The 20,997-nt window shown below is 65.1% G+C and carries 16 protein-coding genes; 7 read left to right on the top strand and 9 right to left on the bottom strand.

Annotated features, from left to right (window positions below):
- Positions 1–71: 71 nt before the first annotated feature.
- From E4K64_RS14960 to E4K64_RS14970, 3 genes are all read left to right on the top strand, one after another.
- Complete coding sequence (locus tag E4K64_RS14960) at positions 72–3,038, top strand: ATP-binding protein (protein ID WP_235884678.1); 2,967 nt, start codon at positions 72–74, stop codon at positions 3,036–3,038.
- Positions 3,039–3,090: 52 nt separating this feature from the next.
- Entirely contained in the window at positions 3,091–4,779 is a 1,689-nt protein-coding gene (locus E4K64_RS14965) for a thiamine pyrophosphate-requiring protein (RefSeq protein WP_283812326.1), read from the top strand.
- Between the two features lie 150 nt (positions 4,780–4,929).
- On the top strand, positions 4,930–6,888 hold the full coding sequence (locus tag E4K64_RS14970; RefSeq protein ID WP_167772012.1) for a GAF domain-containing sensor histidine kinase: 1,959 nt from the start codon (positions 4,930–4,932) through the stop codon (positions 6,886–6,888).
- 3 nt (positions 6,889–6,891) lie between these two features.
- On the opposite strand, the gene E4K64_RS14975 is transcribed toward E4K64_RS14970, so the two are convergent.
- Positions 6,892–8,475 carry an MDR family MFS transporter gene (locus E4K64_RS14975; protein ID WP_135164201.1) on the bottom strand — a complete coding sequence of 528 codons (1,584 nt, stop codon included), beginning with the start codon at positions 8,473–8,475 and terminating at the stop codon, positions 6,892–6,894.
- A 324-nt stretch (positions 8,476–8,799) separates the two neighbouring features.
- The gene (locus tag E4K64_RS14980; protein ID WP_135164202.1) at positions 8,800–9,315 is read right to left on the bottom strand and encodes a YcgN family cysteine cluster protein; all 516 of its coding nucleotides are present in this window, start codon (positions 9,313–9,315) and stop codon (positions 8,800–8,802) included.
- 292 nt (positions 9,316–9,607) lie between these two features.
- Between E4K64_RS14980 and E4K64_RS14985 the strand changes: the two genes are divergently transcribed.
- Genes E4K64_RS14985 through E4K64_RS14995 form a run of 3 tightly spaced genes read left to right on the top strand, consistent with a single transcriptional unit; the run spans position 9,608 to position 13,056 of the window.
- A complete protein-coding gene (locus tag E4K64_RS14985; protein WP_135164203.1) occupies positions 9,608–11,887 on the top strand; it encodes a transglycosylase domain-containing protein in 2,280 nt (759 codons plus the stop codon).
- A 9-nt stretch (positions 11,888–11,896) separates the two neighbouring features.
- Positions 11,897–12,475 (top strand): DUF1214 domain-containing protein, encoded by a 579-nt coding sequence (locus tag E4K64_RS14990; RefSeq protein ID WP_126256176.1) that lies wholly within the window; start codon positions 11,897–11,899, stop codon positions 12,473–12,475.
- Positions 12,472–13,056: a DUF1254 domain-containing protein gene (locus E4K64_RS14995; RefSeq protein ID WP_135164204.1), complete on the top strand. Its 585-nt coding sequence runs from the start codon at positions 12,472–12,474 to the stop codon at positions 13,054–13,056. The genes E4K64_RS14990 and E4K64_RS14995 overlap by 4 nt, the downstream gene beginning before the upstream one ends.
- A gap of 188 nt (positions 13,057–13,244) precedes the next feature.
- Here the strand turns inward: E4K64_RS14995 and E4K64_RS15000 are convergent, their stop codons facing one another.
- From E4K64_RS15000 to E4K64_RS15020, 5 genes are all read right to left on the bottom strand, one after another.
- On the bottom strand, positions 13,245–14,015 hold the full coding sequence (locus E4K64_RS15000; RefSeq protein ID WP_135164205.1) for an amino acid ABC transporter ATP-binding protein: 771 nt from the start codon (positions 14,013–14,015) through the stop codon (positions 13,245–13,247).
- A 38-nt stretch (positions 14,016–14,053) separates the two neighbouring features.
- Positions 14,054–14,749, bottom strand: a complete 696-nt coding sequence (locus E4K64_RS15005) for an amino acid ABC transporter permease (RefSeq protein WP_126256184.1) — start codon at positions 14,747–14,749, stop codon at positions 14,054–14,056.
- Positions 14,746–15,540, bottom strand: a complete 795-nt coding sequence (locus E4K64_RS15010; RefSeq protein ID WP_135164206.1) for an amino acid ABC transporter permease — start codon at positions 15,538–15,540, stop codon at positions 14,746–14,748. Before E4K64_RS15010 ends, E4K64_RS15005 begins: the two co-directional genes overlap by 4 nt.
- Positions 15,541–15,620: 80 nt before the next feature.
- Complete coding sequence (locus tag E4K64_RS15015; RefSeq protein ID WP_135164207.1) at positions 15,621–16,529, bottom strand: amino acid ABC transporter substrate-binding protein; 909 nt, start codon at positions 16,527–16,529, stop codon at positions 15,621–15,623.
- A gap of 18 nt (positions 16,530–16,547) precedes the next feature.
- On the bottom strand, positions 16,548–17,708 hold the full coding sequence (locus E4K64_RS15020) for an aminotransferase class V-fold PLP-dependent enzyme (RefSeq protein ID WP_135164208.1): 1,161 nt from the start codon (positions 17,706–17,708) through the stop codon (positions 16,548–16,550).
- Positions 17,709–17,888: 180 nt separating this feature from the next.
- Here E4K64_RS15020 and E4K64_RS15025 point away from each other — a divergent pair, with 180 nt between their 5' ends.
- A complete protein-coding gene (locus E4K64_RS15025; RefSeq protein ID WP_135164209.1) occupies positions 17,889–18,689 on the top strand; it encodes an IclR family transcriptional regulator in 801 nt (266 codons plus the stop codon).
- Here the strand turns inward: E4K64_RS15025 and E4K64_RS41620 are convergent.
- Together E4K64_RS41620 and E4K64_RS15030 are read right to left on the bottom strand one after the other, a co-directional pair.
- Positions 18,686–18,811 carry a hypothetical protein gene (locus tag E4K64_RS41620; protein WP_283812324.1) on the bottom strand — a complete coding sequence of 42 codons (126 nt, stop codon included), beginning with the start codon at positions 18,809–18,811 and terminating at the stop codon, positions 18,686–18,688. The two genes, E4K64_RS15025 and E4K64_RS41620, sit on opposite strands and share 4 nt — an antisense overlap.
- A 93-nt stretch (positions 18,812–18,904) precedes the next feature.
- Positions 18,905–20,839 carry an AI-2E family transporter gene (locus E4K64_RS15030; RefSeq protein WP_135164210.1) on the bottom strand — a complete coding sequence of 645 codons (1,935 nt, stop codon included), beginning with the start codon at positions 20,837–20,839 and terminating at the stop codon, positions 18,905–18,907.
- Between the last annotated feature and the right edge of the window lie 158 nt (positions 20,840–20,997).

A 20,997-nucleotide genomic window follows, 5' to 3' on the forward strand; every position in this document is an offset into this window, starting at 1 on the left:
GCCGGCAAATGCCGGCGGCAATCGTGCGAATTCAGAACCGCTCACTTCAACAGCTTTGCAGCGCATGATAATTGCAGGCGATCTTTTCGATCGAATGGCAATGGTCAATGCGGGCTGCCACGGAGACACAACAACGGGGCACACGCCGACGGGAACTCACATACTGCTTCGGCCCATTTCGACTGGTTCCCCGCCGCCAGTTGCTCCTTCTCGAGGGGCGCCCCGTCAAGCTGGGCGGACGCGCATTCGAGCTCCTGCAGGTGCTGGTGCAGCGCTGCGGCGATCTGGTCAGCAAGAATGACCTGATGGCGGCGGCCTGGCCGGGCACCTTCCTCCACGACAGCAATCTCAAGGTCAACATGTGGAGCCTGCGGCGCTCGCTGGGGGATACCCAGATCGAGCCCGTCTACATCGCGACCGTGGCGCGCCGCGGGTACAAGTTCATCGCGGACGTGCAAATCAGCATCGGCGAGGTCGAGGACGACCTTCCGCTTGCCGATCCGCTTTCCCTGTCCAATCCGCCATTGTTGCGCGGCATCGTTGGTCGCGAAGCGAACATCGTCGAAATCGCTGATCTGTTGGCCGACAACAGGCACGTGACCCTGGCCGGCACGGGAGGGATCGGCAAGACGACGGTTGCGGTGGCCGTCGCCCAGGCGTTTGCACCACGGTGCCGCGACGGCGTCTGCTTCGTCGACCTCGCCACGATCTCCGATCCGACGCTGTTCGGCGCGGCGCTGCTGACGGCGCTGGGCGTCAGAGGCAATACGGACAACGATCTGGCTGCGGCTCTCGATTATTTGAGGCCGCGGCAGATGCTGCTCATCCTGGACAATTGCGAGCATGTGCTGCCCGCCGCCACGATCTTTGCCGGCAAGTTCATGACGGATACATCGCCGTCCAGGCTGCTTGCGACGAGCCGCGAGCCGCTCGGCACCGCCACCGAGCATATCGTGCGGCTTGGTTCGCTGGCCGCACCGAAATCCGGCCTCGCCCTGACCGTCGATCAGGCCGTCAGGTTTCCAGCGGTGCAGCTGTTCGTCCGTCGCGCGGCCGAATGGTCGGACTACCAGTTCGCCGCTGACGATTGCGAGGACGTCGCCTCGATCTGTCACGCGCTCGACGGCCTTCCGCTGGCGATCGAGCTGGCGGCGGCCCAGATCGGCAAGTTCACCCCTCGCGAATTGGTGGCGCTGCTCGATCGGAAATTGGGTTTTCGCGCCCCCGACGCCGAGGGCGCGCCGCCGCGCCATGAAACCCTGATGGCGACAATCGACTGGAGCTTCCGTCTGCTGTCGCAGAACGAAGCGAGACTATTCTGCATGCTGTCGGTGTTCAGTGAGGCTTTTGACGCCGAGGATGCGGTTTTCGTCGCGGAGGCGGCGGGGATCGCCCCGGTCGACGTCGTCACCGGCCTCGGCAGTCTCGTCGCCAAATCGCTGTTGAGTGCGCAGGCACGCGGCGCAAGCCTGCGCTATCGGCTGCTCGACAGCACGCGGCGGTATGCCGCCGAGCGGCGCTTGGCCGATCCGGCCTGCGGCCAGGCACTGCGCCGCCACGCAGAATGCGTCCTCGCGCTGTTCGAGCAGTCCGAGGAGGAGTGGAACTGGCGCGAGCCGACCGATTGGACCCAGCGCTACCTCGGTCGCATCGCCGATCTGAGAGCTGCGCTTTCTTGGGCATTCGGAGAGGCGGGCGATGCCCACCTCGGAATCAGGCTCACGGTTGCGGCGATCACCTTGTGGTCGGAAACCTCCATCCTGTCCGAAGCGCAGGCACGGTTGAACGATGCGCTCGCTTTGGCCAAGACGGTCGCGTGCGATGATCTGTCGAAGGCAAAGCTCGCCTGCGCCCTTGGATGGAGCCTGTTCTACGCCCGCAACATGTCGAATGAGAACGAGGTTGCCTGGCTCGATGCGATCGCCTTTGCACGGCGGGCCGGCAACATCGAGTATCAGCAACGTGCGCTGGTGGGCTTTGCCTTTTACCTGTTGCAGATCGGCCAGCTCCCGCGCGCCATAAGCTATCTCGAGGAGGCCACCGCGCTGGCCGACCGGGAACGCGACCTGACGGCAACGTCCGAAGCCGACCGGGCACTGGCCTGGGCCCGCGCGTTTGCCGGCCAATTGAGCAAGAGCCGGCCGGTTCTGGATCGTCTTGCGGCAACCTATTCCCTGGCAGAGGGCCGTTCGCGCAAAAACGCGAACGAGGTCTACCGATTCATCACCGTCCGCTTCAACCTGCCCTTCGTGGCCTGGATGCAAGGACAAGCCGACTACGCGGCGAGGCTGGCCCAAGACGCCGTCGATGCCGCGGACCGCAGTGGTCATTGGGTGTCGCAATCGAACGCACTTGGGCTCGCCGCCCTTCCTGTGGCGTTCGAAACCGGCAATCGGGACGCGCTCGAGAGCTACACGATGCGGCTGCGTCGCAACCTGGAACGCGAGCGCATCTCGCGCTGGGTTCCGGTCGAGCGCTATTTCTCCGCCTGCCTTCGCGACTTGCGTGGCGATCCGCGCGCGGTGGAGCATATTCGAGCCGCGATCGAAGAGTTGATCGAATCTCGTTTCCTGATGCGGATCGGCAGCTATCTCGCGGTCCTCGCCCGCGCCTATTTGCGGCAAGGGCGGATCGCGGAGGCGCGCGAGGCCATCACGCGGGCGATCGGCCATCAGGAACGTCAGGGCGAGCGCTGGTGCCGGTCAGAACTTCAGCGGGTCGACGCAGCGGTCCTTCTCCATTCCGGCGAGCCGCTACGCGCTGAAAAACGGCTGCAACAGGCACTCGCCGAAGCACGCGCCATCGGAGCGGCGACATTCGAACTGCGCATCGCCACCGATCTCGCCGCACACTGGATCGAGACCGGCCGCAGGGTCAAGGCTGTCCGATTGCTGGCCCCGATCTATGAAGGCTTCGCCGAGGGCTTCGAGACGCCGGATCTGGTTGCGGCCTCTCGCCTGCTGGAGCGCGTGCCGCCGAGGGCGAGCGGCTGCGGCCACTATCGCCAGCCGAACCCAGTGCACGCCCGCGATGCATAGCTGGCCTACCGCCGCACCTGCCGCGCGCGCTTTACGCCTCGCGTAATTCCTGATCCTCTCTCCCCAACCAGCCGGATCAACCGGCCTCGCCAGGGAGAGAGACGACATGAAGCTCGGGACCGCGATCGCGGAAATCATGCGGCGCGAGGGGATCGAGATCCTCTGCGGCTATCCGGTCAACCATCTGATCGAGCACGCGGCGAAAGCCGAGATCCGCCCCGTGATGGTGCGGCAGGAGCGCGTCGGCATCCACATGGCGGATGCGATCTCGCGGGTCACGTCGGGGCGCAGCATCGGCGCGTTCTGCATGCAGCACGGGCCGGGTGCGGAGAATGCGATGGGCGGCGTCGCGCAATGCTTCGGCGAATCCGTGCCGGTGCTGGTGCTGCCGATGGGCTATCAGCGCAGGCTTGCGCATATCGAGCCGAACTTCAATTCCAGCGAGGCGATGAAGCCGTTTTCGAAATCGTCCGAGCCGATCATCCTCGCGACTGAGGTCGCCAATATCTTTCGCCGCGCCTTCACCAGGCTGAAGAACGGCCGCGGCGGGCCTGTGATCGTCGAGATCCCCTCGGACATGTGGAACGAGGAGGTGCCGGAGCCGCTCGACTACACGCCGGTGCTGCGCACCCGCTACGGCGCCGATCCCGTTCATGTCAAGGAAGCCGCCAGCCTGCTCGTCAACGCGAAGCGGCCGGTGATCTATGCCGGCCAGGGCGTGCATTACGCGCAGGCCTGGCCGCAACTGAAGCGGCTCGCCGAACGGCTGGCGATTCCCGTCACCACCAGCCTGGGAGGCAAGTCCTCGTTCCCGGAAACCCATCCGCTCTCGCTCGGCTCCGGCGGCCTTGCGGTGCCGCGCGCGGTGCCGAAATTCCTCGGCGAAGCCGACGTCATCTTCGGCATCGGCTGCTCGTTCACGGAAACGAATTTCGGCATCGCGATGCCGAAGGGCAAGACCATCATCCATTCCACGCTCGATCCCAACCACCTCAACAAGGATGTGGAGGCTGGAATCGGTCTCGTCGGCGATGCGGGCCTGGTGCTCGACGCACTGCTGGAGGAGATCGGCAAGACCGTCACGTCGGATCGCGACGCCTCGGCCGTCGCGGCCGAGATCGCGGCTTCGCACAAGGAGTGGCTGGCGAAATGGATGCCGAAGCTCACCAGCAACGACGCGCCCTTGAGCCCCTATCGCGTGCTGTGGGATTTGCAGCATACCGTCGACATCGACAACACCATCATCACCCACGATGCCGGCAGCCCGCGCGACCAGCTCTCGCCGTTCTGGAAATCGACGAAGCCCCTCACCTATCTCGGCTGGGGCAAGACGACGCAACTCGGCTACGGCCTTGGGCTGGCGATGGGCGCAAAACTGGCGAAACCCGACAAGCTCTGCATCAACGTCTGGGGCGATGCCGCCATTGGTTTCACCGGCATGGATTTCGAGACCGCGGTGCGCGAGCGCATCCCGATCATGTCGATCCTGCTCAACAATTTCTCGATGGCGATCGAGTTGAAGGTGATGCCGGTCTCGACCGAAAAATATCGCTCGACCGACATTTCCGGCGATTACGCCGCGATGGCGCGCGCCTTCGGCGGCTACGGCGAGCGGGTGACGCGGCCGGAGGACATCGTCCCCGCGATCAGGCGCGGCATCCAGAAGACGCAGGAAGGCGTCCCGGTGCTGCTCGAGTTCATCACCAGCAAGGAGACGGACGTGTCGCGGCCGGGCACGTGAGGCGGACGCCCTCGACGGAGTCCAACTGCTTGCGCCGCCGTCCACCTCTCGCCAGCGGGGAGAGGTGAACTCCGACGCTGGCTCCCGCCGCGAAAGATGTGATAATCCGGCCGGGTGCCGCGCGCGTCGCGGCATCAAGCCGGGTCAGGAATGTCCAACTCTCCGAACAATATCGCCGATGAACTCGCAGCCGAGAATGCGCGGCTGCGCAGCGAGCTGGCGGTTGCGCGGGATCGCCAGAGCGCCAGCGCCGAGATCCTGCGCACCATCGCGGCCTCGCCCTCCGATGCCCGTCCGGTGTTCGAGGCGATTGCGTCGAGCTCCAAGCGCTTGCTGGGCGGCTTCTCCGCCACCGTGCTCCAGTTCATTGGCGACGAGTTGCACCTCGTGGCCTACACGCCGACCAGTCCGGAGGCGGACGAAGGGCTCAAAGCCTCCTTCCCGCGCAAGATCACGGAGTTTCCGACCTTCGCGCTGGTGCGCGGCGGCGAGACGATCCAGTTTCCCGACAGCGAGGCCGACGACGTCCCTGAGCTGAACCGGGACCTTGCACGGCTGCGCGGCTTCCGCAGCGTGCTGTTCATGCCGCTGATGAACCGGGGCACGCCGGTCGGCATGATCAGCGTCACGCGCACTGTAACAGGCGCGTTCGCGCCCGACCTCGTGCAGCTGCTCCAGACCTTTGCCGACCAGGCCGTGATCGCGATCGAGAATGCGCGCCTTTTCAACGAGACGAAAGCGGCGCTGGAGCGCCAGACCGCGACGGCCGACATCCTGAAGGTGATGGCCGCCTCGCCGTCCGACGTGCAGCCGGTGTTCGACGCTATCGCCACCAACGCCAACCGGCTGATCGGCGGCTTCTCCACGGCGGTGCTGCGCTATGTCGACGGCGCCGCGCACCTTGCCGCGTTCACACCGACCGATCCGGCCGGCGATCGCGTGCTGCAGGCCTCGTTTCCGGTGCCGTTCGCCCAGTTTCCGCCTTACGGGCTCGTGGCCAATGGCACGGCGGCGCAATTGCCTGACACCGAGCTCGAGCCGGCCGCGCGCGACATCGCGCGCGCCCGCGGCTATCGCAGCATGCTGTTCGCGCCCTTGATGAGCGAGGGCGAGGCCATCGGCATGATCATCGCGACGCGCCGTGCGACCGGCGCCTTCGCCGAGCATCACGTGCGCCTGCTGCAGACCTTCGCCGATCAGGCCGTGATCGCGATCAAGAATGTCAGCCTGTTCAACGAAGTCGCGAGCCGCACCGGGGAGCTCGCCAAGTCGCTCGACGAGCTGCGCGCGGCGCAGGACCGGCTGGTCCAGACCGAGAAGCTGGCTTCGCTCGGCCAGCTCACTGCCGGCATCGCGCACGAGATCAAGAACCCGCTCAACTTCGTCAACAATTTTGCCTCGGTCTCCGCCGAATTGACCGACGAGCTGAACGAGGTGCTGGCGCCGGTCAGCCTCGCAGCCGACATTCGCGCCGAGGTCGACGAGCTGACGGGGCTTCTCAAGGACAATCTCGGCAAGGTCGTGCAGCACGGACGGCGCGCCGATTCCATCGTCAAGAACATGCTGCTGCATTCGCGCGAAGGCGGCGGCGAGCATCGGATCAGCGACATCAACGCGGTGGTGGAGGAAAGCCTCACCCTCGCCTATCACGGCGCCCGCGCCGAGCAGCCGCAATTCGACGTGACGCTCGAACGCGACCTCGATCCGGCGGCCGGCTCGGCCGATGTGTTCCCGCAGGAGATCACGCGGGTGCTGCTGAACCTGATCGGAAACGGATTCCATGCGGTCGCCAAGCGCAAGGCGGAGAGCGAGGCGGCCGGTTACGAGCCGGTCGTGACCGCCGCGACCCGCGACCGCGGCGATCAGGTCGAGATCCGCATTCGCGACAACGGCACCGGCATCCCGGACGAGGTGAAGGAGAAGATGTTCAATCCGTTCTTCACCACCAAGCCGGCCGGTGAAGGCACCGGCCTCGGATTGTCGATGAGCCACGACATCGTGGTGAAGCAGCATGGCGGCATGATCGACGTCGCGACCAAGCCTGGCGAGTTCACCGAATTCACGATTCTGCTGCCGCGGAAGAGCAGCTTGCCGGATGGTGCGGGCTGAGCCCTACTCCGCCATCTCAACGGGTTGCTGCGCCGAAGGCCCGGCCAGCGGCCGCTCCTCCATCGCAATCAGGCACAGCGCCGCGGTGGTCATCAGCGCGGTGGCGGCGCCGAACACGTAGCGGAAGGCGTGCCGCATATCGTCGGCGGGGATCGCAACGCTGCCCGCGGCGTGATGCTCGCCGGCGAGCGGAACGTCGACGCCGAGCGCGATGAGCAGGATCGCCGCGAACGCGGCCACGGTGAACGAGGACATCAGCGAGCGGAAAAAGTTCATCGCCCCGGTGATGGTGCCGACCTGCGGGCGCGCGACCGAGTTCTGCAGCGAGACCACGCAGACCGGAAAGGTGGTGCCGAGCCCGAGTGCGAACGCCGCCATCAGCGTCAACAGGCCCCACAGCGGCAAGGTGGTCAGCGTGAGGCCGAGGCCGCACAGCGCAGCCCAGGAGGTGCCGACAATGGCGACGCGCTTGTAGTGCTTCGCACGGGCCATGGTGCGGCCGGCGACGGCCGCGCCGACGGTCGAGACCGCCGCAAGCGGGATCAGGGCAAGACCCGCCTCGCTTGCGCTCAAATGGTAGACCGACTCGTAATAAAGCGGCAGCTGCACCGTAAGGCCGGTGATCGCCCCGAGCCCGCAACCGCCGGCGGTCAGCGCGAAAGGCGCCACCGATCCGGTCAGCAGCTTCAGCGGCAGGAACGGCTCGTCGGCGCGGCGCGCGTGCCACACGAAGCTGACCGCGAGCGCGACGGCGCCGCCCACCAGCGCCAGCACGGTCGGCGACAGCCACGGATAGCGCGTGCCGCCCCAGGTCAGCACCAGCATGAAGACGACGGCCGAGGCCATCAGCAGCACGCCGCCGAGCCAGTCGACCTTGCGCTTGCGGTGGAACACCGGGATCTTCTTCATCTTCGGCAGCAGCATCACGATGGCCGCAGCCGCGAGCGGCAGGTTGATCCAGAAGATCATCGACCAGTGCAGATGCTCGGCGAACACGCCGCCGATGACGGGGCCCAAAATGCCCCCGACCATCCAGACGCTGGAGAAATAGGCCTGGTACTGGCCGCGCTCGCGCGGGGAGACGACGTCCGAGATCACGGTCTGCACGACCGGCATGATGCCGCCGCCGCCAAGCCCCTGAAGGCCGCGCGCCAGGATCAGCATCGGCATGTTCGGCGCGATCGCGCACAGCACCGAGCCTGCCACGAACAGGCTGAGCGAGATGATGATCATGGCGCGGCGGCCGTAGATGTCGCTGAGCGTGCCGAACACCGGCGCGACCGCGGTCGAGGCGAGCAGATAGGCGGTGATGACCCAGGAGAGATTGGAGACGTCCTGGAACTGGCGCCCGATGGTCGGCAGCGCGGTCGCAACGATGGTCTGATCGAGCGCCGCCAGGAACATCGTCAGCATCAGGCTGATGACGATGGTGCGGACCTCGTCCTGCGACAGCGGCGCCGGCGGCGTGATGGACGGGGCGTCGTCGACGCTGATGACCTCGCTCGGCAGCCGGGACAGCTCCTCGGCGATGTCGTCGGGCAAAGTCTGGAGGTCGGCAGAAGCGCCCTGCCGGTCGAACTTGTTCATTTCGCTCGGACGTCGTGTGGCGGCGCAACGCCGCGAAGGATTCGTTCTATGCAGCCCAATCTAGACAGCAAAGTTCTTCCCGGGCAGGCACCGCCGCGCATGGGTGCATCCCGCCCCCGGGCCATCCCGAACAATTGATCAGCCGAATGAACGAAATATCCGCGACGCTGCCCCCTCTCTCCATCGTCATGGCCGGGCTTGTCCCGGCCATCCACGATCTTTCGCGCGGTACGGAGAACGTGGATGCCCGGGACAAGCCCGGGCATGACGCGTTTGCGGAACGCCTGCGGGCTCGAGAGGACTGATCCTGCCCTGGAAGGCGGCTCAGTCCTTCGGACGTCGCTTCAGGCGGGCCCGTCTCGGCAGCACGGCCGGCCATTGCACGATGTGGTCCTCGAGCTCCTGGTCCGGGATCTCCTCCTCGCTGCCTTCAACCCGGCCGCGCACGGAGACGCCGGCTTCGTGCACGGTGTTGGGATCGCCTGACACCAGCGGATGCCACCAATAGAGGTCCCGCCCCTCGGCGACGAGCTTGTAGCCGCAGCTCGGCGGCAGCCAGTTCAGGGTGCGAACATTGGCCGGGGTCAGGCGGACGCAATCCGGAACCTTGTCGGACCGATTCGGATAGTCCTTGCAGGCGCAGCTCGCACCATCGAGCAGCTTGCAGCCGACATGGGTGAAATAGATCTGCCCGGTGTCCTCGTCCTCGAGCTTGTTCAGGCAGCAGCGGCCGCAGCCGTCGCACAGGCTTTCCCATTCGCCCGCCGACATCTCTTCCAACGTCTTGGTTTTCCAGAAGAATCCTTCCTGGCCTGAAGGTCGTTTGGGAGCTGCGGTCATGCGCCTCAACAAAGGTTCGAAAAAGTGACGGCCACGCCTTCTAGGGCGTGCGGCCGCGATGGTGCAAGCAAGGCGCCTTTGAGGCCCGTAATGATCCGGGGTCAATTAGGCCTGTTGTTCAAAATCGCGAGCGTGACCATTGGTTTATGGGCCCCGCTCGGCTAGAAGGAACAGCAAGTCCCTCGGATGCTGGCCGGGCGCCTTGGGTTTGCCGCAACATTCCCCCAAGACGTCTCGACGCCGCCCCGGCCGGGTGCTTGAACGCTGTTGAAGCGAGCCTCAAAGGTTCCAGGTGCGCCAGATCATACCATCGCATTGGAAGCAGAGGATCCGGAATTTCTTCCTGGATCTCGATGCGCGCATCGACTCCTCGCTGTTCTCCTCGGCCAAGGGCATCCGCGAGCTCTACGAGCGCTACTCGACCTTCATGGACCGGTTCTATGTCGGGCGCTGGAAGCGCTGGGTGTTCATCGAGCCGCTGTCGGAGGCCGCGACGCTGGGCCTCGGCGGCCTGGTCGTGATGCTCGCCCTCGCCATCCCCGCCTTCCGCGAGACCGCGGACGAGGACTGGCTGAAGAAGTCCGATCTGGCGGTGACCTTCCTCGACCGCTACGGCAATCCGATCGGCAGCCGCGGCATCAAGCACAACGACTCGATCCCGCTGGAAGATTTTCCGGACGTGCTGATCAAGGCGACGCTGGCGACCGAGGACCGCCGCTTCTACGAGCATTTCGGCATCGACATCGCCGGCACCGCGCGCGCGCTCGTCACCAACGCGCAGGCCGGCGGCGTCCGCCAGGGCGGCTCCTCGATCACCCAGCAGCTCGCCAAGAACCTGTTCCTGAGCAACGAGCGCACCATCGAGCGCAAGGTCAATGAGGCCTTCCTCGCGATCTGGCTGGAATGGCGCCTGACCAAGAACGAGATCCTCAAGCTGTATCTCGACCGCGCCTATATGGGCGGCGGCACCTTCGGCGTCGACGGCGCGGCGCATTTCTACTTCAACAAGTCGGCACGCGACGTGACCTTGGCGGAAGCCGCGATGCTGGCCGGCCTGTTCAAGGCCCCGACCAAGTACGCACCCCACATCAACCTGCCCGCCGCCCGCGCCCGCGCCAACGTCGTGCTCGACAATCTCGTCGATGCCGGCTTCATGACCGAAGGCCAGGTGTTCGGCGCCCGCCGCAATCCGGCTTTCGCGGTCGACCGCCGCGACGAGGCCTCGCCGAACTACTATCTCGACTACGCCTTCGACGAGATGCGCAAGCTGGTCGACACCTTCCCGAAGTCCTACACCGAGCGCGTCTTCGTGGTGCGGCTCGCGATCGACACCAACGTGCAGAAGGCGGCGGAAGACGCGGTCGAGAACCAGTTGCGCCAGTTCGGCCGCGACTATCACGCGACCCAGGCTGCGACCGTCGTCGCCGATCTCGACGGCGGCATCCGCGCCATGGTCGGCGGCCGCGACTACGGCGCCAGCCAGTTCAACCGCGCCACCGACGCCTATCGCCAGCCCGGCTCCTCGTTCAAGCCTTACGTCTACACCACGGCGCTGCTGAACGGTTACACACCGAACTCGATCGTGGTCGACGGCCCGGTCTGCATCGGCAATTGGTGCCCGCAGAATTATGGCCATTCCTATTCCGGCTCGGTGACGCTGACGCAGGCGATCACGCGCTCGATCAACGTGGTGCCGGTGAAGCTCTCGATCGCGATCGGTCAGAAGGAGCAGCCGAAGGCGCCGAACCCGGCCAAGATCGGCCGCGCCAAGATCGTCGAGGTCGCGCGCCGCTTCGGCCTCAAGGCGCCGCTGCCGGACACGCCGTCGCTGCCGATCGGCTCGGACGAAGTCACCGTGCTCGAGCACGCCGTGGCCTACGCGACCTTCCCCAACCGCGGCAAGGCGGTGACGCCGCACTCGGTGCTCGAAGTGCGCACCGGTGCCGGCGATCTCGTCTGGCGCTGGGACCGCGACGGGCCGAAGCCGCGGCAGGCGATCCCCGCTTCCGTCGCCGCCGACATGGCCGGCATGATGAGCCACGTCGTCAGCGAAGGCACCGCGCGCCGCGCCGCGCTCGACGGCATTCCGACCGCGGGCAAGACCGGCACGACCAATGCCTATCGCGACGCCTGGTTCGTCGGCTACACCGGCAATTTCACCTGCGCGGTCTGGTACGGCAACGACGATTACTCGCCGACCAACCGCATGACCGGCGGCTCGCTGCCGGCGCAGACCTGGCACGACATCATGCTCGCGGCGCATCAGGGCGTCGAGGTCCGCGAGATCCCCGGCATCGGCATGGGCCAGAAGCTGCCGCCGCAGCATGTCAGCAACGCGCAGGCCAACGCGGCGCCGAAGATCCTGGAGACCAAGCCGGGTCCACCGCCGGTGCTGACCAAGCGCGGCGCCGACATCCTGGTGCGCGTCGAGAAGCTGCTGGATGACGCCGCCAGGACGGCCAAGAAATCGGCGGATGCCGACAGCAAACCATCCGCGGCGACGAGCGCGCTCGCCTTCCCGCAGAACTACGCGGAAGAGAATGCCAACGCCTCGGCTCCGCGCAAGAACTGATCGAAACCCGTGCGGCTGATCCTGATCACATTGACGGCCCTTCTGCTCGCGACGGTGGTCGGCGTCGGCGCGACCTGGATGACGACGACGCGCGGCACCGAGATCGGCGCGCTGACCATCGGCGCCTGGACCGCGCGGCCGCGCACCGGCACCGCCGACGTCGATCCCTATTCGCGCGCCACCATCGTGCGCAACGGCGAACTGCCGATCGGCACCGGCGACGGCGTCGCGTTCACCGCCACCACCGACGACAAGAAGAAGGCGCTCGACGGCCGCTGCGACGTGATCGTCTCCGGCGTGACGCCGCCGGCGCGGTTCTGGACGCTGACGCTCTACGACCGCAAGGGCCATCTCGTCGCCAATTCGCTACAGCGCTACGGCTTCACCAGCCAGGAGATCGTGCGGTCCTCCGACGGCTCGTTCGAGATCCGCATCGCCTCGCGCTCGCGCGCCGGCAATTGGCTGCCGACCGGCGGCATCGAGCGCTACGCCCTGATGCTGCGCCTCTACGACACCCCGGTCGGCGTCGCCACGCGCACCCAGCGCGATGCGCCGATGCCCAGCATCAGCACGGTGGGCTGCTCATGATCCGGCTGCTGTTCACCATCGTTGCCGGAATCGTTCTGGGCCTCGTCGTCCATCTCGTCAGCGTGCTGGCGCTGCCGCGGATCGCGACGCAGGACGCCTATTCGCGGCTGACGCCGATGACGAAGGTGAACGGCGTCAGCCAGCTTCCCCTCGCCGATCCCAACACGTCGCCGATGCCGTTCATGGACCCGGCCTTTGCGCTGGCGATCTGCCGCTACGACCTTTCGGGCGGACCGATCAAGCTCACGGTGCCCGTCAGCCAGGCCTACACCTCGGTGTCGTTCTACACCCGCAACGAGATCGCCTATTACGCCATCAACGACCGCTCGGCGGGGCGCAAGGTGATCGAGCTCGATCTGATGACGGAAGCGCAGCACAACGAGCTGCCCGAGGACGAAGAGGTCACCGCGGCCGACCGCCTGATCATCGATTCCCCTGCTACCACCGGCCTGATCGTGATGAAGGCGCTCGCCCCCGAGCCCGGCCTGATGCCGCAGGCACAGGCAACCCTGCAGGCCGCGACCTGCGCGCCGCAGACCGAGCCGCCGGCCAAGGCCGAGGCGCCGCGCGGACGGCGTTGACGCGCGGCTGGCTCGGCACCTTCAGAACGAAAAGCGCGAAAACAATCCCATGCACAGTAGCGGGGCCATTGAAATCATTGGGCTCCTTGATCGGCGACGACCACGCTTCCGGCCCGCAATGACGCTGCTTTGACACGTCGGGCAAAACACCGGCAGAGTGGCATCATCGCGAGGAAGGCCGCCCTCGATCAATGAATGATCTGGCCGAGGAAATCTCTCGCCCGCTCCGTGCTCGGCGCGCGGAAGAAGGTTTCGGGATCGGCTTCCTCGACGATGGCGCCGCGGTCCATGAAGACCACCCGGTCGGCGACTTCGCGGGCGAAGCCCATCTCGTGCGTCACGCAGACCATAGTCATCCCGTCCCGCGCGAGCTCAACCATGATGTCGAGCACCTCCTTGACCATCTCGGGGTCGAGCGCGGAGGTCGGCTCGTCGAACAGCATGATCTTCGGCTGCATGCAGAGGGCGCGCGCGATGGCGACACGCTGCTGCTGGCCGCCGGACAGCTGTCCCGGATATTTGTTCGCCTGATCGTGGATGCGCACCTTGCGCAGGAAACCGAGCGCGCGCTCGTGCGCCTCGGCGCGCGACAGGCCGCGCACCTTCATCGGCGCCAGCATGCAATTCTCGGCGATCGAGAGATGCGGAAACAGGTTGAAGCTCTGGAACACCATGCCGACCTCGCGGCGGACGTTGTTGATGTCCCCCATCCGGTCCGTCAGCTCGACGCCGTCGACGACGATCCGGCCGGCGTCATGCTTCTCGATATGATTGATGCAGCGGATCAGCGTCGACTTGCCCGAGCCCGACGGACCGCAAAGCACGATCTTCTCCCCTGCCCTCACGCTGAGATTGATATCGTTCAGGGCCGTGAAGCGCCCGAACCGCTTCACCACTCCCTCCACGGCGACGATGGCCTGCGGTCGGCTCGTCTCGTCCACGGCGGTCTGCTGAACCATTTTCGTCTCCCAGGGGACAGGATGTCTCGTCTGATTGCTTATCGACGCGCGCCGGCGATCGCATAGCGCTTGCGCAGGAGCGCGACGCCTTGCGAGGCTGCCGAACTGATCGCGAGGTAGACCACGACGATCACGAGGTACATCTCGACGAGACGGCCGTTGAGCTGCGCAAGCTTCGAGGCTGCGCCGAGCAGGTCGGTGAGCGAGAGCACGTAGACCAGCGAGGTGTCCTGGAACAGGATGATGGTCTGGCTCAGGATGATCGGGCTCGCGACCCGGAGCACCTGCGGCAGGATCACGCTGCGATAGGTCTCGAAAGTGGACAAGGCGAGCGCCTGGCACGCCTCGAACTGCCCTCGGTTCACGGCGCGCAGGCCGACGCGGATGATCTCCGAATAGTAGGCCGCCTCGAACAGGCCGAAGGTGATGAAGGCCGTCCAGGTGGCGCCGATCGGAACGGGGCCGCCGCTTCCGCTGAGGTGACCGAGCACGATCGGCACCAGGAAGAAGAACCAGAACAGGACGAGGATCAGCGGGATCGAGCGGATCAGGGCGATGTAGCCGCGCACGATCCTTGCGATCACCGGCACCTCGAAGTGCTGCAACAGCGCAAAGCAGGTGCCGAGGACCATGCCGACCACGAAAGCGACCGCGGTGAGCGCCAAGGAAAACAGCAATCCGGACCAGAGATAGGGCCAGGCCTGCAGAACGATCGAGAAATCGAGGCTGTTCATTTCGCGATCTCCATCCCCGCGGGCAATGAGCCGGCCTGTTGAACCTCCTCGGCGAGATTCGGGGCGATATCGTCCTCCGTCCGCGTCGTGCCGGGGATGCGCACCGCCCGGTCGATCAGCGCCATGCCCTGATAGGCAATCAGCGCCAGCGCGAGGTAGATCAGCGTTGCAGCGCCGAACGCCGTGAAGGTCTGGAACGTCGCTTCGCTGATCTGGCGCGCCTGGGCCGTGAGCTCCATCAGCCCGATCGTGAGGGCGACCGAGGTGTTCTTGTAGATGCCCATCACCTCGCTGGTAAGGCTTGGCACGATCAAACGCAGCGCCTGCGGCACGATGATGTGGCGATAGGTCAGATACCCGCCGAGCCCAAGCGCACTCGCCGCCTCGGCCTGTCCTCTCGGCAGGGCCTCGATCCCCGCACGGACCTGCTCGGCGATCCTTGCTGCGGTGTAGAGCCCGAGGCAAATGAGCGCCGGAAAGAACGATCCCCAGGGCGGCGGAATCTGCTTGATCGCATTTCCGAGCGTCGTGGGCAGTATCTCCGGCAGGACGAAGTACCAGAGGAACATCTGCACCAGGACGGGGATGTTGCGGAAGATCTCGACATAGAGCCGCGCAAGCGCCGCGACAGCCCGGTTCTGCACGGTGCGGCCGATGCCGACGACGATCCCAAGGGCAAAGGCGATCCACCAGCCGAAGAAGGCCAGTGCCAGGGTCCAGCCGAGGCCCGACAACAGCCAGTCGATATAGCGCTGGCCATCCGCCGTCTGTTCAAAAAGCACTGCGAACATGGCCAACCTCGAAGCTCCGGATGCGAGAGAGGATCGGCGTGCCAATGAAACCCGGTTGAAACCCCGGTCCTTATCTCCGGCTAATCGACCGCGTCGCTGGGATGGGCGATCCGTTGCTGCAGTTCGTCCGTCAGCGGGAAGGCGAGATTCTCGCCCTTTGGCGGAATCGCGCGGGTAAACCACTTGGCGTAAGTCTTTTCGAACTGGCCCGAGGCCATCTGCTTCGACAGGACGTCGTCAACGAGCGCCTTGAAGCCGGTATCGCCCTTCGTGAACATCAGGCCATAATAGATCTTGGCGTAGCCCTCGGGGAGAAAGATCAGCGCATCCGGCTTCGCAGCGGCGGCCTTGAGGCCGGCGAGCAGGATATCGTCCTCCATGAAGGCGGCCGCGCGGCCGGTATTCAGCATCAGGAAGGATTCGGCGTGGTCTTTCGCCTGGACGATGTTGAAGCCCAGCTGCTCCTTGGCGTTCACGCCCTGCGCAAAACCGACCGCGTTGGAGCCCTGGGTCACGACGATGGTCTTGCCCTTGAGATCGCCCGCCGTCTTCAGGCCACTATCCGCCTTGACCAGCCAGCGCGGCTGGCTAACGAAGGTGGCGACCGAGAACGAGACCTGCTCCTGCCGCTTCCTGTCGTTCGCCGTGCCGCCGCACTCGATGTCGATGGTGCCGCTTTGAATGAGCGGGATCCGGTTGGACGAGTTCACCGGCGTGTATTTAACGGCGAGATTGGGCAGGTTCAGCTCCGTCTTGACCCTCTCGACGATCGCCGCGCAGAGATCCAGCGAGAAGCCGATCGGCTTTTGATCGGGACCGAGATAGGAGAACGGAATGGAAGCCTCGCGGTGACCGATGGTGATGGCCCCGCTCGACTTGATCCTGGCGAGCGTCGGACTGTCGGCCGCGATCGACGGTGCAGCAAAGGCGGCGGCGGCCGCGAGGCCGGACAGAACGCCCCAGACACGCGCGAAACCAGTCATGTGCATCTCCCCTCTAAAAACAGTCTAGGCGGCCCTGGATGACGGCTTCACGCCGCGCCGCTTGATGACGTCGATCAGGCGATCGACGTCGGCGAACGAGTTGAACATTCCGAACGACACGCGAATGCCGTCGCGCTCCGGCGATACGCGAATGCCGTTCTGCTCGAAATGGCCGAGCCATTCGGCGGCAGGAAGCGCGATAACGTAGATGTGCGGCGCGCGGTGCCGCCGCTCGCGCGGACCAACGAGGCGCACGTCCAGCGCATCGAGGCCGGCGATGAGATGATCGCCGAGATCGAGACAATGGTTCTGAATGTTCTGCACGCCCAGGGCTTCGATCATGTCGAGCGAGGCGCCGAGCGCGTGGATCGCCGGAAGATTGAAGTTGCCGAGCTCGAAGCGGCGCGCGCTCGCGGCGAGCTCGAGCCCGTCGGGCCGGGCGATCAGGTCGGCCGGGACCTCCGCGAGGCTGGCGGCGGCGAGATAGGCGGGCTCGAGCTCGGTCCTGGATTTGTCCCAGACCAGCAGGCCAAGCCCCTGCGGCACGAGCAGGCCCTTATGGCTGCCCGATCCGATGAAGGTCGCACGCATTGCCCTGGCGTCGATCGGCACGACGCCGATCGCCTGCATCACGTCGACGATGAAATAGAGCCCCTTCTCCGCGCAGAGCGCGCCGATGCTTTCGACGTCGAAACGATGACCGGCGTGGAAGGTCACCTGCGACATCGAGATCGCCCGGGTCTTCTCGCCGAGATGCGGACGAAGGCTGTCTGCGTCCACGACCTCCGTCATCGGCGCAAAATCGACCGTCACGCCCTTGCGTCTCAGATTGAGGAAGGCGTAGGCGTTGTTGGGATGATCGCCATGGATCATCAGCACCCTGTCGCCGGCGCGCAGGGGCAGCGCGTTGGCGGCGATGTTCATGCTTTCCGAGGTGTTCTTGGTGAAGGCGATCGCATCGGCCGTCACTCCGAGAAGCCGCGCCAGCTTCGCGCGGGTCTGCTCGACGCGGTCGAGCCACACGCTTTTCGGGCCGGCGGTCTCAAGACCCTCGCGGAGGAAGAGATCGATCGCCGCCTTGACCGGCCGCGCCAGCGGCGTCTGGAAACCGGAGTCGAGATAGGTGATGCGCTCGACGGCCGGAAATTCCTTCCGCACGGCATCGACGTCGTAATGGCGAGGCATCCCATTCTCCCGATCAGCGCACCCGGCGGGGCCGTGGACGGCACTGCACAAATCCCAATCACCTGTCGGCAACGCCAACGATATGGGCAACCCGCTCAGGCGGTCTAGATTTATTTTCATATTTCAATAGTATTCATTCCGAAAAATGATAATTATGCAGTTCGAACCGAGGGAGGACAAATGCCTAAGATCAACGCCGATGGACCGCTCGACCGGGCATTCGCGATCATTGGCCATGTCGCCGGCCAAGTCAGAGCCGTCTCGGTTGCGGAGATCGCCAGCGCACTGGCCCTCCCGCTGCCGACCGCGCATCGTCTGATCGGCAATCTCGAGCAGCGCGGGCTTCTGCAGAAGGCGTTGGGGACAAAGCGCTACGTGGTCGGCAATCAACTGGTCACGCTGTCGGCCAAGGTCATCGGCGCGGCCTTCCGCACCGCGCGCCGGCACGCCGTGCTGCGCGCCGTGGCGGCCGAGATCGGCGAGCAATGCGAGATCGGCGTCGTGCGGGACAACGTCGTTGCCTATGTCGACAGTGTCCGCGTGTCGCAGCCGCAGGGGCTGCAGTTCAATCCGGGCGAAGCGGCGCCGCTCCACTGCACCTCGACCGGCAAGATCTATATGAGCCGGCTGCCGGAGCGGGCGCGTGAGAAGCTGTGCCGCGCACTTGCGCTCACCAAGTACACCGAGACTACCATCGTCGATGTCGAAAACCTGATGAAGGTCCTCGACGAGACCCGCAAGCGCGGCTGGGCCAAGACCAATGAAGAATACGTGCGAGGGGTGGTCGGCTGCGCCGTGCCCATCCTGTCTCCGGACCGCGAACTGATCGCCTGCCTCGGCGTCTCCGTTCCCGTGGCCCGCGTGAGCTTCGCCGAGCTGGACCGTTTCATCGCGCCGCTTCAGAAAGCCGCCGCGCTGCTCTCCGAAACCATCCTCCAGGTCGACGAGGACGGTGCGGACGATGGATCAGATAATCTCTAGCTCCGCATCGCCCGCCGCGACCACAGCAGCGTCACTGCCCCCCGCGCGATGCCGGCTGCGAGCACGACGAGCACCAGCATGCCGCGGCCGTTGCGTTGAAGCCGATCACGAGCGCGACGCAAGCCGACGCATCGTTTCGGCGCCAATACAGCAGCGCTCCCGTCTCGCCGTTCAGCTTTGATACGTCGGGCAAAGCACCGGCACCGGTCGAACTCTTACGCTGCAGCCGTCGGTGAGTTCTTCAGCCCGAGGGCCTCGCCCGCCGACCCCGTCAACCCCGTTGCCTCGATGCACAGCCTGACGGCCTCGCCGATGCTCGTCGCAACGAGGTCGGCTTTGGCGCTCTCCCGCAGCAATTCCAGCGCAGCCGCGTCAATGTCTTTGACCCAGCAGCCCAGAATGATGGTTGCCTTCGGCAATTTTCGCCTCAGACGCCGGACGGAATACCGCATGTGTGCCGCACTGCGGGCATCGAGATAGACCAGGCAAATCATTGAGACTCCCGTCGTGTCGAGGCGGAAGACATTCGTCGTGGAAAGCGATTCCGGCCCTTCGACTCGGGCCGCGAGGCCATGCTCCGTCGACAGCTGGGCCAGCATGATCGCGGCCGCCTCATCGATGAGGCTGCGTCCGGCCACGCACAGAACGGGGTGCTCGCCTTGCCAATCCAGCGGGAGAGTTTCCCTGCGGAGATAAGGCAAGCGTTCATTGACCGCATTTTCTGCAACGGCTTCCACCGCCGACCATGCTTCGGCGTCGCTGGTTGAATTGCTCTTCGCCAGCGGTCGGTCGTCCTGATCGGAAAGGTCGCTGGTGAACTCGCTGACGGCGTCCCGGATCTTGGTAAGACGTTCCTGGTCAAGTGCATCGCGTTCGGCGTCGGCTTGCGCCAGCTGCAAACCCTTCAGGGCGACCTCGTCATAGTACGATGCCAGCGAACGCTCTTTCAGAAACTCTTCGGCTTTTTCGGCCGCTTCCGTCGGGTCCCCCGCCAGCATCCGTTGATAGAATATTTCCGGAGGAGAAAGCGCTGGCCGGTCGCCGAACATGACGTCGAGAAATTCCAGTCGCTCCACGTGCCGGCCGAGCACCACGAGGCAAACCGTCAACGGTGTGGCGAGGACGAGCCCGATCGGGCCCCAAAGCGCTGTCCAGAACGTAGCCGATGCGACTACGGCAATGGGCGAAAGCCCCGTGCTGTGACCGTAAACCATCGGCTCGATGACATGGCCCACCAACGGTTCCACAACAAAAAATAGGGCGAGAGTCCAAAGCAGCATCGACCAGCCGGGATCGACGGCGACCGCCAGCGCCAACGGGAATGCGGCCGCGATAACGGCGCCGACATAGGGGACGAAGCGAAGCGCAGCCGCGAGGATACCCCAGAGAATCGCGCTTGGAATTCCGATGAACCACAGGCCGGTGCCGATCACCACGCCGAAACCGCCATTCAGGACGAGCTGGGTCAGAAACAGCCTGCTGAGCCGGCTCGCGGCATCGTCCAGTGCAGCCGTCGTACGCTGCAAATCCGACGAACCGGCCAGCCGAATAAAGCGATTACGAAGATCCTCGCGCTGAATGAGAATGAAGATAACGAAAATAATGATGATGCCGGTGGTCGCGAGCGGATGAATGAGTGGGGAAATCAAGGTCCGCAGGCTTTCCAACGCGCCGGGATCCGGCTGGCGTACTTCGACCGGCACCGGTGGCGCGAAGGCATTCGAGCCGGCGATCGTGCCGATCTTAGGCGCAGATGCGGCGTCTTTCGGTTTATCGAGCTCCTTGCCGAGATCCTTCAGCATATCGGAAGCACGCTCCAGCGTGCCCCGCCCCGCTCTGGTATCTCGAAACGACTGGATCTTTTCGCTGATCGTCGATTGGTAGCGAGGAAGGTCACCGGCGAGTTGCGTCAATTGCGCGGCGAGAAGGCTTCCTATGGCAAAAATAAGCATGAAGGCAGCGACCACCACGCTCACGACTGCCAATCCCCGCGGGACATGGATACGCTGCAATATTCCGACCAGTGGCGCCAGCACGAAGCTGAGGAGAATAGCCAGCGCAACGGGCACGAAAATATCCCGGCCGAAATACAGCATCGCAATTATGATGACGGTGAGAATCGCTGTCGCCACTGCACCAAGCAGCGCCATCAGTTCCTCGGTGGTGCGTGGTTTGAAAGGCTGTCTCGCTACAGGCCTCATTTACCGTCCCTGTCCCCGTCGTCCGCTGAGCGCAGATTGATTTCAGCTGCAAGGGCGCAGGACGACACTGCATAGGACAGCCGCTCAGGGCACTCGTCCATACGGTC

This window comes from Bradyrhizobium frederickii (assembly GCF_004570865.1).
Lineage (GTDB): Bacteria > Pseudomonadota > Alphaproteobacteria > Rhizobiales > Xanthobacteraceae > Bradyrhizobium > Bradyrhizobium frederickii.